Here is a 16,550-nt window from a genome sequence, read left to right on the forward strand (position 1 = left end):
CTTCAGAAAGACCAAAGCCGTCCTCGAAGGACGGCCTGGTCGTGGCGCGTGTCAGTTCAGGCGATTACCACTTGTACGTAGCACTGGCGACGACGCTGCGTTGGTCGCCGTAGTAGCAGTAGAAGCTGTCGCACGTGGAGATATAGTCCTTGTCGAACAGGTTGGTGGCGTTCAGTGCCAGTGATGCACCTTTCAGACTGTTATCCAGACGGCCCAAGTCGTAATGGACCGCCGCGTCGAACACCGTGTAGGCATCAGCTTTGCCCAACCAGGTATTGCCCTGGTCGCCATAAGTGTTGCCGGTGTAGCGTGCGCCGGCACCGATGCCGAAACCATCCAGCACACCGTTGTGCCAGGTGTAGTCGGCCCACACCGACGCTTGTTGATTAGGCATCAGCTGCAGGCGATTGCCCTTGAAGTCACCCTTTTGCACTTCGGATTTGGCCAGGGTGTAGGCGGCGATGACTTTCAGGTTGTCGGTGACATCGGAAACGGCTTCCAGCTCCAGGCCTTTGACCTTCACTTCGCCGGTCTGGCTGGTAATCGAGACGTTGTCCGAGTTGGTCGTGGTGACGGAGACGTTTTTCTGGGTCAGGTCATAGACCGCAGCCGTCAGCAGGGTGTTGCTGCCCGGTGGTTGGTATTTGATGCCCAGTTCCCACTGCTTGCCTTCAGTCGGCTTGAACGACTCGGTCGGCGATGCCGTGGCTTTGCTGGTCGGCTGGAACGATTCGGCGTAGGACAGGTAGGGCACGAAGCCCGAGTCGAACACATAGCTGATCGCTGCGTTACCGCTGAATTTCTTGTCCCGTTCGGTGTTGGTGGCATCACCCTTGTTGAAGAATTTGGTGCCCGTATGGACCCAGTCCTCACGACCACCGAGGGTCAGACGCCATTGGTCGAGGGCCATTTGGTCCTGGACGTACAAGCCGGTCTGGTAGGTCTTCTGGTCATAGTCATAAAACGCCGTCGAGCGTGACGGGCGAACGATTGGCTGGCCATAGATCGGGTTGTTGACGTTGGTGGTCAGGCCGTCACCGAAGATCGAGGTGTAGTTGCTGTTGGTGCGCTGGTGATCGAGGCCGATCAACAGGGTGTGGCGGATGTCGCCGGTTGCAAAGTCGCCCTGGAAGTTGTTGTCCACGGCGAACTGGCTGATGTCCTCGTCGACACTGGTGCTCGATCGGCCAACGTTGCCCTGGGCATCGACCTGGGTGAACGGGTAGGCGCCGGGGGTAAGCGCCTGGAAGGACAGGTCCGATTTGGTGTACCGCAGGTTCTGCTTGAACTGCCAGACATCGTTCAAGCGATGTTCAAAGGCGTAGCCCAGCGCGTAGTAGGTGCGGTCGTAGTATTCCCAGTCCGGGTCACCGAGGTTTTTGTGATGGGAGACCTTGCCGAGTGGCGAATGGATCTTCGTGCCTTGCACCGGCAGGAACTGGCTGGTGATGCCTGTATCGTCGCGGGTAAATTGCGTCAGCAGCGTGAACTTGGTGTCAGGGTCAATGTTCCAGGTCAGGCTCGGTGCAATGTTGTAGCGTTTGTTGTCGATGTGATCGACCTGAGTACCGCTGTCGCGCACTACACCGCTCAGGCCATAGAGAAACCGGCCTTCGTCATCGATTTTGCCGGTGCTGGCGAAGCTGATTTGACGATGGTTGTCGCTGCCATATTGCACCTGGATTTCATGGCTCGACTCGGCGCTGGGGCGACGGCTGACCATGTCCAGCAAGCCGCCTGGCGGGGTCTGGCCGTAAACCGATGAGGCCGGGCCGCGCAGCAGGGCGAGGCGATCGAGGTTCCAGGTTTCCTGTTTCGGGTTGGCGTACACGCCTTTTGGCAGTGGCAGGCCATCGAGGAATTGCGTCGGTTCGAAACCACGCACGAGCAACCAGTCGGCGCGGGTGTCGCTGCCGTAGCTGCTGGCGACGATGCCTGGCATGTAGCGCACGGCGTCATCGAGGTTTTGCACACCGCGATCTTCCATTTGCTGGCGAGTGGCGACGGAAATCGAACGCGGCGCTTCGACCAGCGCGGTGTCGGTCTTGGTGCCAGCAGCGGTGCGCGTGGCAACGTAACCTTCGACCGGGCCCCAGGCTGTTTCCGCATTTTCCAGGCCAATGACGGCGGTTTCCGGCAATGCCATCACGCCTTCGGGCACGGCCACCAGGCTGTAGGTGCCGGTGCTGCTTTGTTCCAGTTGCAGGCCGGTGCCGCGCAAGGCTTCACGCAGAGCGCCAGTGGCGTCGAACTGGCCCTTCACCGGGGCCGAGGTCTTGCCCGCCGCCAGCGACGGATTCAACGACAACGCCAAACCGGCCTGGCTGGCGATCTGGTTCAGGGTGCTGGCCAATGGCGCAGCCGGCAGGTTGTAGGCGCGGACGCTGGACGCCTGTTCGGCGGCAATCAGTGGGCTGCTGGCCAAAGGGGCGCAAAGGGCAATGGCGACCGCCAGCAAACGGGGGCGCAACACGGTGTCTAGCGAACGGGACATACAGCGGCTCCTGAATGGAAATATTTCTCAATTGCCTAGGTGCCGGACGAGAATTCAAAAGTGATAGGGCGAGATGAAAATAATTTCGATTCATCAATTGCGGTGAGGCAGATGGTCCCATCGCGGGCAAGCCACGCTCCACAGGTTTTGTGTCGAGCGGGAATTCTGTGAACGACACAAAACCTGTGGGAGCGGGCTTGCCCGCGATGGCGGCGGATCAGGCGCAGCACCTTTTAGCGCTTGGCGTCAGCCTTCGCGACCGTTACCCACCATGGCGTGTGTTGTTCGATCTGCACCGGCAGGGTCGGTAAAAGTGCACTCAGTGCCTTGTCGGTATCGTTCAGGGGGAAGCTGCCGGTGATGCGCAGGTTGGCGACCTCTGGTGTCACGCCAAGATGCCCGCGACGATAGCGGCCGAGCTCCTGGACCAGATCTTCCAGCCGCGCGTTGTCCACCACCAGCATGCCGCGGGTCCAGGCGTCGGCGCCGAGGTTGAGGGCGATGATCGGGCCCAGGCCATTGCTGCGCATCAGCACTTGCTGGCCTTCGCGCAGGATCTGTTCCTCGGGGCTCGATTCGGGATGGGCGGCTACCGCTGACTTCAATACGCTCAGGCGCGTGCCTTCGTCTTCACGCTTGACCAGGAACCGTGTCCCGAGTGCGCGCATGCTGCCTTCGCGGGTCTCGACGATAAACGGCCGGGCATCGCCATGGCCGGTTTCAACGAGGATCTCCCCTTCCTGAAGGACGATCAGTCGCTGCTTCTCATCGAAGCGCACATCCACTGCGCTGTGGGTGTTGAGGTTGATCAGCGTGCCGTCGGTCAGGCGTAGAGTGCGCTGCTCGCCGGTGGCAGTGCGCTGGTCGGCCAGCCAATAGTCGATGGGCAGATAACGATCACCGGCGAACAGCGCCAGGCCGATCACCGCCACGATGCTGGCCAGACCGCTGCCGAGCTTGCGCACCCGTCGCCGAATGCTTTCGCGCGATTGCAGCAAGGCGGTGCGGGCCGGACCGTTGGCGACGCTGAAACGTTGGTCGAGCATGCCCAACTGACGCCAGGCCCGAGCATGTTCTTCGTGGGCGGCGTGCCATTTGGCGAACGCTTCGCGCTCGACCGCGTTGCCGGAATCCAGCGACAGTTGCCAGGCAATCGCGGCATCCAGCACCTGCACCGACACGGGTTTGGAGTTGACCGGGCTCATACTGGCTCACCGTACAACGCGATGTAGCACTGACGAATACCCTGCGCCAGGTATTGGCGAACCCGCGGCACTGATACGCCCAGACGCTGAGCGATTTCGGCGTGACCGAGGCCATCGAGACGATTATAGAGAAACGCCGCCCGGGCCTTGCTCGAGAGCTTGCCCAGCAGGCGATCGATGGCTTTGAGGTCTTCGAGGATCAGTTGCTGTTCTTCCACCGACGGTTGTTCGCCTTCGGGGATCAGCATCAACTCGGAGAGGTAGGCCTGTTCCAGCGCGGCGCGGCGGAAGTAGTCGAACAGCAGGCCCTTGGCGATCGCCACCAAAAATGCCCGGGGTTCACGAGGCGCCTTCAGTTCATTACGGCCCAGCAAGCGCACGAAGGTGTCCTGGCTCAGGTCTTCGGCCCGTTGCGGGCAGGCCACGTTGCGCCGCAGCCAGGCCAATAGCCAACCGCGATGGTCGCGATACAACGCACCAACGAGCTCACTGTGAGGGCTTTGGACTGACGACACGCAACATCACCGAATGGGAAGTGTTAAGTAACGAGAATTGTTCGCGATTGTGGCAGAGGCGGGGGAGGTAAGCAATTGGCGCTGGTCGGGTGGTTTTTGCGGGGGGAATATCCAGTCGGACCGAGTGATCGTTCATCGCGGGCAAGCCACGCTCCCACAGGTTTTGCGTCGTTTGCGAAATCGGCAGACGAAACAAAACCTGTGGGAGCGTGGCTTGCCCGCGATGGGCCCGAACAGTCACCGAAGATCTAGAACGAAGGCGCTTGCCGCCGCCGCTTCCACTGACTCAACCGCTGCTGCAAATTCAACGGGCTATGAATCTGCTGCTGCCGCGCCCGGCTGAACAAAATCAGCACCAGCTCCGCCGTCGCCAAGGCATCGGCACTGGCGTTGTGCCGTTCGAAGACCTCCAGCTTGAACCAGTCGATCCACTCGTCCAGCCCGGCCTCGCGAAAATGCGCCTGCGGGCACAGCAGTGGCGCGATGTCCGCCACATCCAGAAACGGATGCTGCAACTTGTAGCCCAGATGTTCTTTCAGTGCGCGCCCCAACATGTGCTGATCGAACGGCGCATGAAACGCCAACACTGGACTGTCGCCGACGAATTCCATGAATTCGAGCAGGGCCTGCGCGGGGTCGCTGCCGGCGGCAATGGCGCTCGGGCCCAGGCCGTGAATCAACACGCTGGGGCCGAGTTTGAGTTCGGTGCATTGCAGCGTGCGTTCGAATTGCTGGCTGAAATCGATCGCCCCGTCCTCGATCACCACCGCGCCGATGGACAATAGTCGGTCCTTATTCAGGTTCAGCCCGGTGGTTTCCAGGTCGAGCACCACCCAGCGCTGCTCGCGCAGGCTGCAATCGCCGAGCTCGGCCACGGCAGGCAAGCGCTCCAGACGTTGTTGCAGTTCGCCGGGCAAAATGGGGTTTACCGGCCGCAGCCATGAAAACAGGCTCATAACTGATACCGCAGGGTCAGGCTGCTTTGCAGGCGTTGGGCCTGGCGCAGGGATTCACGCAGGATGCGTCGGTCCAGATGATTGAGGCTGTCAGGATCGACGCGGTTGGAGTAGGGCAAATTCTCGCGAGTCTGTAGCTGATGTTGCTGCATGCGGGTTTGCTGGATGAAGTGATACGCCTCTTCGTACGCCGCGCCGTCTAGCCGTTCGATGACCTCTTTGGCCACCAATTGACGAAAGCGCTCCAGGGTATTGTTGGTGTCGATGCCGTGGGCCAGGGCTAGCACTCGAGCGCCATCGACGAAAGGGGTCAAGCCCTGGAGCTTCAGGTCGAGGGTGGCTTTCTCGCCATTCTTGCGCGCCAGCACGAATTCGCGGAAACGGCCCACGGGCGGGCGGTTGCGAAGGGCGTTTTCGGCCATCATCCGCTGGAACAACCGGTTGTCGCCGACCTGATCGAGAATGCCCTGGCGCAGCTGCTCGCAGCCTCGCTCGTCGCCCCAGACCACGCGCAGATCGAAATAGATGCTCGACCCCAACAGGTTTTCCGGTGTCGCCTCACGGATAAACGCCGCAAAGCGTCGCGCCCATTCGGCCCGGGACAAACACAGCTCGGGGTTGCCGGCCATGATGTTGCCCTTGCACAAGGTGAAGCCGCATAGCGCCAGGTTCTGATTGATCTGCTGGGCGATGGGCAGCAACTTGCCGCGAATCTCGGCGGCGTGGGCCGCGTCGCGGGCTTCGAACAGAATGCCGTTGTCCTGATCGGTGTGCAGCGTCTGCTCGCGGCGGCCTTCGCTGCCGAAACACAGCCAACTGAACGGCACGCCAGGGTCACCCTTCTCAGCGAGCACCAGTTCGATCACCCGGCACACGGTGTGGTCGTTGAGCAGGGTGATGATGTGGGTGATCTGGGTCGAGGACGCGCCGTGGGCCAGCATCCGCTCCACCAATTGACCGATTTCGCCGCGCATCGCCATCAGATTTTCCAGCTTCTGGGCGCTGCGAATAGTCCGCGCCAGATGCACCAGATCGACCCTTTGCAGGGAAAACAGGTCGCGTTCCGAGACCACGCCGCACAGGCGCTGGTCCTTGACCAGACAGACATGGGCGATGTGCCGCTCGGTCATGGCAATCGCGGCGTCGAAGGCGCTGTGGTCCGGCGTCAGGTAAAACGGTGCCCGGGTCATGTGCCGTTCGATGGCCTCATTGAAGTCGCTGGTGCCGTTGGCCACCACATGTCGCAAGTCGCGCAGGGTGAAAATGCCCAGCGGCGCCTTTTGCTCATCGACCACCACAATGCTGCCGACTTGCTGATCGTGCATCAGCGTCACGGCTTCACGCAGAGGGGTGATAGGGCTGCAGGTCACCGGGTGACGCATGGCCAGTTCGCCCAGCCGGGTATTGAGCGAGTACTGGGTGCCAAGGGTTTCCACGGCTTTTTGCTGGACTTGCTGGTTGACCTGATCCAGCAAACTGCTGACGCCGCGTAGGGCAAAGTCGCGAAACGGGCTGGAAAGTGCGAACAGTTTGATGAACGCCAGCTTATTCAGCTGTAGGCAAAAGGTATCTTCGGCCGCCAGATGTTCGGTGCGAGTCGCCCGTTCCCCCAGTAGCGCGGCGAGGGGGAAACACTCGCCGGTGGTGATTTCGAAGGTGGTTTCGGTCCCGCCCTTGGCCGTGTGCGGACGTTCGCCCACGACACGGCCCTGTTTGACGATGTAGAAATGCTCAACCGGGCCATCGGCAGGTTTGATGATGCTCTCGCCGGGGGCATAAAAACGCAGCTGACATTGCTCGACCAGATAGGCCAGGTGGGCATTTTCCATCTGATTGAACGGCGGGAAGCGCTGGAGGAATTGCAAAGTGCCCTGGATGTTCTGCAACACCGCGGTTTTCCCTGCCTGGGTGAAGGCGTCCGCTTTACTCATAACCATTACCGCAGTCTTTTTCTGATTGTTGTGTCGGATCGTTGTGTCAGATCGTTACAGGCATGGTCGGCCCCTGCGGGCAGGGTGCCCATTGGACGTAAGTCTAGGTAGGCAGTGCGGCTGCCGTAATATGGGAAATGTCTGACACAATTGCGGGAAAAACCTCCTACATTGTCTATTGGAAATGTTTCCGACGAAGTGCACATTGAAGCTCTGCTAGGCGATGTCTGACCACTGTGCCGGGGATCGAATCGAAAACGTTGAGAAAGCCATGTCCGACCACGATATTTTGAGTGATGCCGAGCGCGAAGCGCTCAGTGCCGTCATGCTGGAACCAGACTTGCCGCCACAGCGGGTTCTGGTCGTCGATGACGATAAGGACTCCAGGGAATTGCTGTCGGAAATTCTGGGGCTGGATGGCATTCACTGCATGACGGCGGCCAGCGGCGAAACCGCACTCAAAATGCTTGAGACCAAACCATCGATCGGCCTTGTGATTACCGATCTGCGGATGGGGCACGTCGATGGCCTGGAACTGATCCGTCTGGTGCGGGAATCGCCACGCGCGGCGTTGCCGATCATCATCGTTTCCGGCGATGCTGACGTTAAGGATGCGATCGAAGCCATGCATTTGCACGTCGTGGACTTTTTGCTCAAGCCCATCAATAGCGAAAAATTGCTTGAGTTGGTCAAGCATGAGCTGGGGATGGATGTGTAGCGCGGACTTCCAGGTTGGCAGCTTTTGTGGCGAGGGAGCTTGCTCCCGCTGGGTTGCGAAGCAGCCCCAATCCCAATGTTGATACACCGGATTTACGACTGCTGCGCAGTCGAGCGGGAGCAAGCTCCCTCGCCACAGGGGACCGCAGCGTGTCTCTTCCTGAAACAGGTGTGAACCTATTTCAGGAAGAGACAGCGTAAATGAAAAAGCCCTGATCTTTTCGATCAGGGCTTTTTCACGTCCAGCGTCAGCGTTTACTCAAAGGCCATTGGCAGCCTTGAACTCGCGACGACGACGGTGCAGCACCGGCTCGGTGTAGCCGTTCGGCTGTTTGGTGCCTTCGACCACTAGTTCGACCGCCGCCTGGAAGGCGATGTTGCTGTCGAAGTTCGGTGCCAGCGGGCGGTACAGCGGATCGTTGGCGTTCTGACGGTCAACCACTGGCGCCATGCGCTTGAGGCTTTCCATCACCTGATCTTTAGTGACGATGCCGTGGCGCAGCCAGTTGGCGATGTGCTGGCTGGAAATACGCAGCGTCGCACGATCTTCCATCAGGCCGACATCATTGATATCCGGCACTTTCGAACAACCCACGCCCTGGTCGATCCAGCGCACCACGTAGCCAAGAATGCCCTGGGCGTTGTTGTCCAGTTCGTTCTTGATCTGCTCCGTGGTCCAGTCTGGATTGACGGCCAACGGGATGGTCAGGATGTCGTCCACCGAAGCGCGAGCACGTTTGGCCAGTTCGGCCTGACGGGCGAATACATCGACCTTGTGATAGTGCAACGCGTGCAACGCGGCGGCGGTCGGCGATGGAACCCAAGCGGTGTTGGCACCAGCCATCGGGTGAGCGATTTTCTGTTCGAGCATCGCTGCCATCAGGTCCGGCATGGCCCACATGCCTTTACCGATCTGGGCACGACCTTGCAGGCCAGTGCTCAGGCCAATGTCGACGTTCCAGTTCTCGTAGGCGCTGATCCATTTTTCAGCCTTCATGTCGGCCTTGCGCACCATCGGGCCGGCTTCCATGGAGGTGTGGATTTCGTCGCCCGTGCGGTCGAGGAAGCCAGTGTTGATGAACACCACGCGTTCGGCGGCAGCCTTGATGCAGGCCTTGAGGTTGACCGTGGTACGGCGCTCCTCGTCCATGATCCCGACCTTGAGCGTGTTGCGCGGCAAGTCGAGGACGTCTTCGAGGCGACCGAACAGCTCGTTGGTGAACGCAGCTTCTTCCGGGCCGTGCATCTTCGGCTTCACGATATAGACCGAGCCAGTGCGGCTGTTCTTGCGCGAGCTATTGCCGTTGAGGCTGTGGATCGCCGCGAGGCACGTCACCAGGCCATCGAGGATACCTTCCGGCACTTCGTTGCCGTCTTTATCGAGGATCGCATCGATGGTCATCAGGTGACCGACGTTGCGCACGAACAACAGTGAGCGACCGTGCAGGCTCAGTTCGCTGCCATCGAGAGCGGTGTAAGTGCGGTCGGCGTTCATGGTGCGGGTAAAGGTCTGACCGCCCTTGGAGACTTCTTCCGACAGGTCGCCCTTCATCAGGCCGAGCCAGTTGCGGTAGATCACCACTTTGTCATCGGCATCGACTGCGGCGACCGAGTCTTCGCAGTCCATGATGGTGGTCAGCGCAGCTTCCATCAGGATGTCTTTGACACCGGCCGCATCGGTCTGGCCGACCGGGGTGCTGGCGTCGATCTGGATTTCGAAGTGCAGGCCGTTGTTCTTCAGCAGGATCGCGGTGGGGGCGGCTGCATCGCCGTGGAAACCGATCAGTTGGGCATCGTTGTGCAAGCCGGTGTTGCTGCCGCCTTTGAGGCCGACGATCAGTTTGCCGTCAACGATCTTGTAGCCGGTGGAGTCGACGTGGGAGCCGGCAGCCAATGGCGCGGCTTCGTCGAGGAAGGCGCGGGCGAAGGCGATGACCTTGTCGCCGCGAACCTTGTTGTAGCCTTTGCCCTTTTCCGCGCCGTCCGCTTCGCTGATGGCGTCGGTGCCGTAGAGCGCGTCATACAGCGAACCCCAGCGGGCGTTCGAGGCGTTGAGCGCGAAGCGCGCGTTCATCACCGGTACCACCAGTTGTGGACCGGCCATGCGGGCGATTTCGTCATCGACGTTTTGTGTCGTTGCCTGGAAATCAGCCGCTTCTGGCAGCAGATAACCGATGTCTTGCAGGAAGGCTTTGTAGGCCACCGCATCGTGCGCAACACCTGCACGAGCCTGGTGCCAGGCATCGATACGTGCCTGGAAATCATCGCGTTTGGCGAGTAGGGCTTTGTTCTTCGGCGCCAGGTCATGGATGACCTTGTCGGCACCGGCCCAGAACGTGTCGGCGGTGAGGCCGGTACCGGGAATGGCTTCGTTGTTCACGAAGTCGAACAGGACTTTGGCGACCTGCAGGCCACCGACTTGAACGTGTTCAGTCATTGCTTGCCTCACTCTGCTCAGCTATTTCGCTTTTCAGCTCTTCAATTTAACAATGAAGCCTCTGGCCATTTAAACCACAAACCCTTCTACCAGTACATGCCATTGCTGGCGGCTGGGTTCGATCCGATCAACGGCTTTGCGGCCTTGCTGACAGGGCTTTCAGGGGTTGCGACGGCACCTGCGGCAGACATCGATCCAGCGTTATGTAGTGCGCGCTGCGGCATACTACATGATGAATTGCGGTTGTGAAAATTAGACTAATTACGTCGTTCTGCGACCCCATGACGCATTGCGGTCATGCCGGGGAACGGGATGTTCTCAAAAAACTATTGGATTGTTCCAGTTAAATATAAAAACTTGTACACGATTTATGGTTTTGCGGAATTCTGGTGGTGCCCCATTCGCGGGCAGGTTGAGGTAATCCACAATCATTGGAACGACGGGAACCAAGGAGCGAGGCTTGCCCGCGAAGGGGCCGGTCGATTCAACACACAATCGAATCTACTCCAGGCACCCATCAACCCTTGCCTATACTTGTTTTTCTATAACAAAAGTCATGACCAGAGGGCTGCGCCATGGACCATCTCGTACTCACTGTAATTGCGCCAGACAAGCCCGGGCAGGTCGAGCGCATTGCTCAATGCATTGCCGAGCACGGCGGTAACTGGCTGGAGAGCCGCATGTCGCGCATGGCCGGGCAGTTCGCCGGGATTCTTCGGGTGGGTGTGCCGGCCGAGGCCTACGACGAACTGGTAGACGCCCTGCAAGGATTGTCGGTTCAAGGGATCCGCGTGCTGATCGCCGAAAGCGGCATCGAACAGTCCTGCACCTGGAAGCCGATTGCCATGGAACTGGTGGGCAATGATCGTCCGGGCATTGTGCGAGATATTACGCGTCTGCTGAGTGAGCAGGGCGTGAACCTGGAGCAGTTGGTGACCGAAGTTCGACCGGCGCCGATGAGCAGCGAGCCGCTATTCCATGCCGAGGCGATTCTTGCGGTGCCACTGACCTTGTCGCTGGAGGTGCTGCAATCGCGCCTGGAAACCCTGGCGGACGACCTGATGGTCGAATTGGTACTGCGCAGCGAACCCTGAAAGGTTATCCAAGTTATACGTGCACCTGCCTGTGGATAACCTGTAGAGACCCCTCGCCAGACCACGTCGGCCGTGGCTCTGCAGGACCTGATCAAAAAACCAGCAGTTTCAGTGACTTGCGCACAAACGCCGGGGATCACGCTGTGGATAACCTTGGGAAGGATGGATGCAGGCCACGGGAGGCGTGGCCTGTAGAGATTTGTACGTTTTCTGATCAGCTGCGGCGGCGCAGACTTATCCACGCGTCGACGCTATAAACCGCCAGACCGGCCCAGATAAAGATGAACGCCACCAGCGTGCTGGACGACAAGTGCTCGCCAAACAGCAGAACGGCTTGCAACAACACCAGCGTCGGCGCCAGGTACTGGAGAAACCCGAGGGTGGTGTAGGGCAAATGCCGAGCGGCGGCGTTGAAACACACCAGCGGCACCAGCGTCACGGGACCTGCAGCCACCAGCCACCAGGCTTCAGAGGTGGTCCAGAATTCGGCTTGCGCGCTGGTCGCCGTCGGATTGAACAGCAACCAGGCGACAGCAATCGGCACCAGCATCCAGGTTTCCACCACCAGCCCCGGTAGCGCCTTGACCGGTGCCTGCTTGCGGATCAATCCGTAGAAGCCGAAGGTCAATGCCAGTACCAGCGACACCCACGGCAGACTGCCGACTTGCCACACTTGCTGCGCAACACCGACCGCTGCCAGGCCAACCGCGATCCATTGCATGCGCCGCAGCCGTTCGCCGAGGATCAGCATTCCCAGCAGCACGTTTACTAGCGGGTTGATGTAATAACCGAGGCTGGCTTCGAGCATGCGTCCGTTATTCACCGACCAGACGTAGGTCAGCCAGTTGGCGGCGATCAACGTCCCGCTCAGGGCCAGGATTGCCAGCCGTCGCGGGTTATCACGCAACTCACGCCACCAGCGGGGATGTTTCCAGACGAGCAGCAGCAAAGCGCCGAACAGCGCGGACCACAGCACTCGGTGGATGATGATCTCCACGGCGGGCACGCTGGCAATAGCTTTGAAGTAAAGCGGGAACAGTCCCCAGATGATGTAGGCACTCAGGCCCAGGATGTACCCGCGACGCGGGTTGGCGGCTTGCATGAGAATCCTTGCTTAGGCAGCTAACAAAGAGGGGATTGTATAGATGTGTGGTGACTTTTGTAGGAGCGAGGCTTGCCCGCGAAGAACGATGACGCGGTTTGTCTGACGAACCGCATCATCGTTCTTCGCGGGCAAGCCTCGCTCCTTGTACAGGTCGGTGGCGTTTAGAAGAGTTTCAGTGGCTCTTCATTCAGCGCCGCCAATTGCTCACGCAGCGCCAGCACTTGATCGCCCCAATAGCGCTCGGTGCCGAACCACGGAAAGCTGCGAGGGAAGGCCGGGTCGTCCCAGCGACGGGCGAGCCAGGCGCTGTAGTGCATCAGGCGCAAGGCGCGCAGCGGTTCGATCAGCGCCAGTTCCCGCGGGTCGAAGTCATGGAATTCGTTGTAGCCGTCCATCAATTCCGACAACTGACCGAGACATTCCTGACGATCACCCGCCAACATCATCCAGATGTCCTGCACGGCCGGGCCCATGCGGCAGTCGTCGAGGTCGACGATGTGGAACATCTCGTCGCGGCACATCATGTTGCCGGGGTGGCAATCGCCGTGCATGCGGATGTTCTGGTGTGGCGTGGCCTTGTAGACCTCCTCGACGCGCTTGAGCAGGTCGCGGGCAACGGACTCGTAGGCCGGCAGCAAACTTTTGGGTACGAAATTGCCTTCGAGCAATGTCGTCAGCGAATCCTGGCCAAAGTTCTTTACCCCCAGCGCTTCACGGTGTTCGAACGGTTTTGTAGCACCGACCGCGTGCAGGCGACCCAGCAGTTGGCCCAGGCGATACAGTTGATCGAGATTGCCCGGCTCCGGCGCACGGCCGCCACGGCGGGGAAACAGGGTGAAGCGGAAACCGTTGTGTTCGTGAAGGCTGGCACCGTTGTGGATCATCGGCGCGACCACCGGCACGTCGCACTCGGCGAGTTCGAAGGTGAATTGGTGCTCTTCGAGAATCGCTTCGTTGGTCCAGCGCTGCGGACGGTAGAACTTGGCGATCAGCGGCTCGGAGTCTTCGATGCCGACCTGATAGACACGGTTCTCGTAGCTGTTGAGCGCCAGAATGCGGGCGTCGCTGAGAAAGCCGATGCTTTCGACGGCATCGAGCACGAGGTCTGGGGTGAGCGTTGCAAACGGGTGGGCCATGCTGACTCCTGCGCGCAGCAGGCTGCCGCGTCGGGCCAAACATGGTAGCGCAGACGGGGCTTCTTTAGGGGGTGGGTTGAGGTAAGTGTTGTTCACACCGACGCCATCGCGGGCAAGCCCGCTCCCACAGGTCATGCGCTAATTTTGAAATCGCGCCTATCCTGTGGGAGCGGGCTTGCCCGCGATAGCGTCAGATCAGGCGCCGACGATCCCGCCGTCCTCGCGGGAAATCGCCATCACCGAAGACCGTGGCTTGCCGTTGGGCAGGTGCTCAGGGAACGTCGACCCACCGTTTTCCCCCGGATGCTGAATCCCGACAAACAAGGTTTTCTGATCTGGCGAGAAGCTGATCCCCGTCACCTCGCAGCCCACTGGCCCGACCATGAAACGACGGATCTCACCGGTCACCGGGTCGGCACAGAGCATCTGGTTATTGCCCATGCCCGCGAAGTCGCCTGCGTTGCTCGAATCGCCATCCGTGAGAATCCACAGGCGCCCGGCCTTGTCGAAGCCCAGACCGTCCGGGCTATTGAACATGTTCTGCGGGGTGATGTTCGACGAACCGCCCTTCGGCGTACCGGCGTGGACGCCCGGGTTGCCAGCGACCACAAACAGATCCCAGGCAAAGCTTTTCGAGCCGTGATCGTCGCGGTCGGTGCGCCAGCGCAGGATTTGCCCGTAAACGTTCTTCTCGCGCGGGTTCGGCCCGCCCACCGGTTGGCCTTCTTCGCCGCGTTTGGCGTTGTTGGTCAGGGTGCAATAAACCTGGCCATCCTTGGGGCTGACGACGATCCATTCCGGACGGTCCATGCGCGTGGCGTTCACGACGCTGGCTGCGAGGCGTGCATGAATCAGCACTTCGGCCTGATCGGCAAAACCGCTGCTGGCGTCGATGCCGTTCTTGCCGTGAGTCAGTTCGATCCACTGGCCCTGGCCTTTCGGATGATCGGCATTGCCATCGCCCGCGTCGAAACGCGCCACGTACAAGGTGCCGTGATCCAACAGGTCGCGGTTGGCTTTGGGATTTCGGTGGTTGATCTTGTCGCGGCTGACGAATTTATAGATGAACTCGCCACGTTCGTCGTCGCCCATGTACACCACCGCGCGACCGTCGTTGGTTTCGGCCAGGGCGGCGTTTTCATGTTTGAAGCGGCCCAGCGCGGTGCGTTTGACCGGCGTCGACTGCGGATCGAACGGGTCGATTTCCACCACCCAGCCATGACGATTGAGTTCGTTGGGATTCTTCGCCAGGTCGAAACGCGGATCGTGTTGATGCCAGTTGATGTCTTTACTGGCCACCACCGCGCCGTAGCGTTTCTGCGCGGCGTCGAACTTCTGCTCGGCATTGCTGCTGCCGAAGCAGTCGGTGAAGTTCTCTTCGCAGGTCAGATAGGTGCCCCATGGCGTCTTGCCGTTGGCGCAGTTCTGGAAGGTGCCGAGGACTTTCTTGCCGTGTTTGTCGGCGCTGGTTTTCATCAGCTCGTGACCCGCTGCCGGGCCGCTCAGTTTGATGGGCGCGTTACCGTGAATGCGCCGGTTGTAGCGCGAGCCCTGGACGAACTGCCACTGGCCGTTCCTGCGCTGCACTTCGATCACCGACACGCCTTCGCAGGCCAGGGCCTTGCGCACGTCCTCCGCCGATTGCGGCATGCCACCGTGGGGGTAGAGGTAGCGGTAGTTGGTGTATTCGTTGTTGATCGCCATCAGCGCCCGGTCTTTGTCACCGGGGAATTCGAACAGGCTCATGCCGTCGTTGTTGTCACCGAACTGGACTTCCTGCGCCTGGGCCGTGCCGTTGCCGCTCGGGTCGAACGCCGGGCCATTTTTCTGCAGTGGCTGGCCCCAGCTGATCAGCACCGAGGATTTGTAGCCCGGCGGCAGGGTAATGGTGTCGGTCGTGGCGGCAGCGATGCTGTCGAAACCCAACAGTTTGCTGGAGCCGGCGCTGACGCTGGCGGCCAGCACGCTGCGACTCAGCAGGTTGCCACCGAGAAACATCGCTGCACCGCAGAGGGCGCCAGCGCTGATGAAGCCACGACGGCTGAGGCCGACCATCTTTTCGAGGTCGGTGGGTTGGTTGTCTTCTAATAGGCTCACATCAGGCTCCCTGCGGGTTTTTGCAGTCACCTTAATGGTGGTCGATGAAGGTTTTGTTGCAGCGCTGATCAGAGCGGTGTGCCCAACAGAATATTGGACGGTGCGAATTGCACAAAAACGGGCTTGCCAGCGGTGAGTTCGAGGGTTTTAACGTGCAGTTGCTCGGCCAGGGCGCAAAGTGTCTGGCCATTGGGCAGGCCAATGCGCACTTCGCTGGGACCGTCTTCGGCGTCGAGGATTTCTTCAACCGTGCCCTTCAGGCAATTGTTACCGGGCGCCGCAACTTGATCGATTCCCAGCAGCTCCAGCCAACCGGCCTTGATCAGTGCCACCACTTCGGTGCCGGTTTGCAGTTCCAGGCGCAGAGTGCTGTCGTGAGTGATCTGCGCATCGATACGCAAGCCTTCGGCCAGTTCAAGACGAATGCGGTCGTTGCGTCCTTGTGCATCGATCGCCACGACCTTGCCGTGCAGTTGGTTGCGTGCGCTGGTTCTGAGCATCAGGCGTCCGAGCAGGTCCAGGTCGCTGGCCTCCTCGGCGGCTTCCAGCACCTGAGTCTGCAAAGCCTGAAGCTTTTGATACAGGCGCAACACGCGCTCGCCTTCGCTGGACAGTTTGGCGCCGCCACCGCCCTTGCCGCCGACGCTGCGCTCCACCAGCGGTTTCTGCGCGAGGTTGTTCAGCTCGTCGATGGCATCCCACGCCGCCTTGTAACTCAAACCCGCGCTTTTCGCGGCGCGGGTGATTGAGCCTTGTTCGGCGATGTGTTGCAGCAATGCGATGCGCTGCGGGCGACGGACAATGTGCTGGGACAACAACGTAGGCAAGGACATGGCGAGACGCTTTGGGCTGTGGCGATGGGG

At 60.2% G+C, this 16,550-nt stretch carries 13 protein-coding genes; 3 read left to right on the top strand and 10 right to left on the bottom strand.

Annotation, left to right across the window (positions count from 1 at the left end; all coding sequences use genetic code 11):
* Nucleotides 1-64: 64 nt before the first annotated feature.
* From PSH88_RS02665 to PSH88_RS02685, 5 genes are all read right to left on the bottom strand, one after another.
* Entirely contained in the window at nt 65-2,494 is a 2,430-nt protein-coding gene (locus PSH88_RS02665; protein ID WP_305424824.1) for a TonB-dependent siderophore receptor, read from the bottom strand.
* Nucleotides 2,495-2,727: 233 nt separating this feature from the next.
* Nucleotides 2,728-3,699: a FecR domain-containing protein gene (locus PSH88_RS02670; protein WP_305424825.1), complete on the bottom strand. Its 972-nt coding sequence runs from the start codon at nt 3,697-3,699 to the stop codon at nt 2,728-2,730.
* Entirely contained in the window at nt 3,696-4,214 is a 519-nt protein-coding gene (locus PSH88_RS02675; RefSeq protein ID WP_305424826.1) for an RNA polymerase sigma factor, read from the bottom strand. The genes PSH88_RS02670 and PSH88_RS02675 overlap by 4 nt, the downstream gene beginning before the upstream one ends.
* 248 nt (nt 4,215-4,462) lie before the next feature.
* Nucleotides 4,463-5,170: a 3'-5' exonuclease gene (locus tag PSH88_RS02680; protein WP_217857382.1), complete on the bottom strand. Its 708-nt coding sequence runs from the start codon at nt 5,168-5,170 to the stop codon at nt 4,463-4,465.
* Nucleotides 5,167-7,107 (bottom strand): putative nucleotidyltransferase substrate binding domain-containing protein, encoded by a 1,941-nt coding sequence (locus PSH88_RS02685; protein WP_305424828.1) that lies wholly within the window; start codon nt 7,105-7,107, stop codon nt 5,167-5,169. Before PSH88_RS02685 ends, PSH88_RS02680 begins: the two co-directional genes overlap by 4 nt.
* Nucleotides 7,108-7,372: 265 nt before the next feature.
* On the opposite strand from PSH88_RS02685, the gene PSH88_RS02690 reads away from it, so the two are divergent.
* The gene (locus tag PSH88_RS02690) at nt 7,373-7,819 is read left to right on the top strand and encodes a response regulator (protein WP_305424829.1); all 447 of its coding nucleotides are present in this window, start codon (nt 7,373-7,375) and stop codon (nt 7,817-7,819) included.
* A gap of 258 nt (nt 7,820-8,077) precedes the next feature.
* Here PSH88_RS02690 and PSH88_RS02695 read toward each other — a convergent pair whose 3' ends face one another.
* The gene (locus PSH88_RS02695) at nt 8,078-10,255 is read right to left on the bottom strand and encodes a malate synthase G (protein WP_305424831.1); all 2,178 of its coding nucleotides are present in this window, start codon (nt 10,253-10,255) and stop codon (nt 8,078-8,080) included.
* Between PSH88_RS02695 and PSH88_RS02700 the strand changes: the two genes are divergently transcribed.
* Together PSH88_RS02700 and PSH88_RS02705 are read left to right on the top strand one after the other, a co-directional pair.
* A complete protein-coding gene (locus PSH88_RS02700; protein WP_305424832.1) occupies nt 10,238-10,504 on the top strand; it encodes a hypothetical protein in 267 nt (88 codons plus the stop codon). The two genes, PSH88_RS02695 and PSH88_RS02700, sit on opposite strands and share 18 nt — an antisense overlap.
* 326 nt (nt 10,505-10,830) lie before the next feature.
* Entirely contained in the window at nt 10,831-11,349 is a 519-nt protein-coding gene (locus tag PSH88_RS02705; RefSeq protein WP_305424833.1) for a glycine cleavage system transcriptional repressor, read from the top strand.
* 214 nt (nt 11,350-11,563) lie between these two features.
* On the opposite strand, the gene rarD is transcribed toward PSH88_RS02705, so the two are convergent.
* The 4 genes from rarD to PSH88_RS02725 form a co-directional block, all read right to left on the bottom strand.
* Nucleotides 11,564-12,451: an EamA family transporter RarD gene (rarD, locus tag PSH88_RS02710; protein ID WP_305424834.1), complete on the bottom strand. Its 888-nt coding sequence runs from the start codon at nt 12,449-12,451 to the stop codon at nt 11,564-11,566.
* 164 nt (nt 12,452-12,615) lie between these two features.
* Nucleotides 12,616-13,590 (bottom strand): serine/threonine protein kinase, encoded by a 975-nt coding sequence (locus PSH88_RS02715; RefSeq protein WP_123357589.1) that lies wholly within the window; start codon nt 13,588-13,590, stop codon nt 12,616-12,618.
* Nucleotides 13,591-13,785: 195 nt separating this feature from the next.
* Nucleotides 13,786-15,687, bottom strand: a complete 1,902-nt coding sequence (locus PSH88_RS02720) for a PhoX family protein (protein ID WP_305424836.1) — start codon at nt 15,685-15,687, stop codon at nt 13,786-13,788.
* Nucleotides 15,688-15,755: 68 nt separating this feature from the next.
* Nucleotides 15,756-16,520: a TOBE domain-containing protein gene (locus PSH88_RS02725; RefSeq protein ID WP_305424837.1), complete on the bottom strand. Its 765-nt coding sequence runs from the start codon at nt 16,518-16,520 to the stop codon at nt 15,756-15,758.
* Between the last annotated feature and the right edge of the window lie 30 nt (nt 16,521-16,550).

The sequence above is a fragment of the Pseudomonas wuhanensis genome (assembly GCF_030687395.1).
GTDB lineage: Bacteria > Pseudomonadota > Gammaproteobacteria > Pseudomonadales > Pseudomonadaceae > Aquipseudomonas > Aquipseudomonas wuhanensis.

Excerpts from the sequence above, each read along its gene's own strand:
- PSH88_RS02705 (WP_305424833.1), top strand. The coding sequence starts at position 10,831 with ATGGACCATCTCGTACTCACTGTAATTGCGCCAGACAAGCCCGGGCAG.
- rarD (WP_305424834.1), bottom strand. The coding sequence starts at position 12,451 with ATGCAAGCCGCCAACCCGCGTCGCGGGTACATCCTGGGCCTGAGTGCC.
- PSH88_RS02670 (WP_305424825.1), bottom strand. The coding sequence starts at position 3,699 with ATGAGCCCGGTCAACTCCAAACCCGTGTCGGTGCAGGTGCTGGATGCC.
- PSH88_RS02680 (WP_217857382.1), bottom strand. The coding sequence starts at position 5,170 with ATGAGCCTGTTTTCATGGCTGCGGCCGGTAAACCCCATTTTGCCCGGC.
- PSH88_RS02665 (WP_305424824.1), bottom strand. The coding sequence starts at position 2,494 with ATGTCCCGTTCGCTAGACACCGTGTTGCGCCCCCGTTTGCTGGCGGTC.
- PSH88_RS02695 (WP_305424831.1), bottom strand. The coding sequence starts at position 10,255 with ATGACTGAACACGTTCAAGTCGGTGGCCTGCAGGTCGCCAAAGTCCTG.
- PSH88_RS02685 (WP_305424828.1), bottom strand. The coding sequence starts at position 7,107 with ATGGTTATGAGTAAAGCGGACGCCTTCACCCAGGCAGGGAAAACCGCG.
- PSH88_RS02725 (WP_305424837.1), bottom strand. The coding sequence starts at position 16,520 with ATGTCCTTGCCTACGTTGTTGTCCCAGCACATTGTCCGTCGCCCGCAG.
- PSH88_RS02690 (WP_305424829.1), top strand. The coding sequence starts at position 7,373 with ATGTCCGACCACGATATTTTGAGTGATGCCGAGCGCGAAGCGCTCAGT.
- PSH88_RS02715 (WP_123357589.1), bottom strand. The coding sequence starts at position 13,590 with ATGGCCCACCCGTTTGCAACGCTCACCCCAGACCTCGTGCTCGATGCC.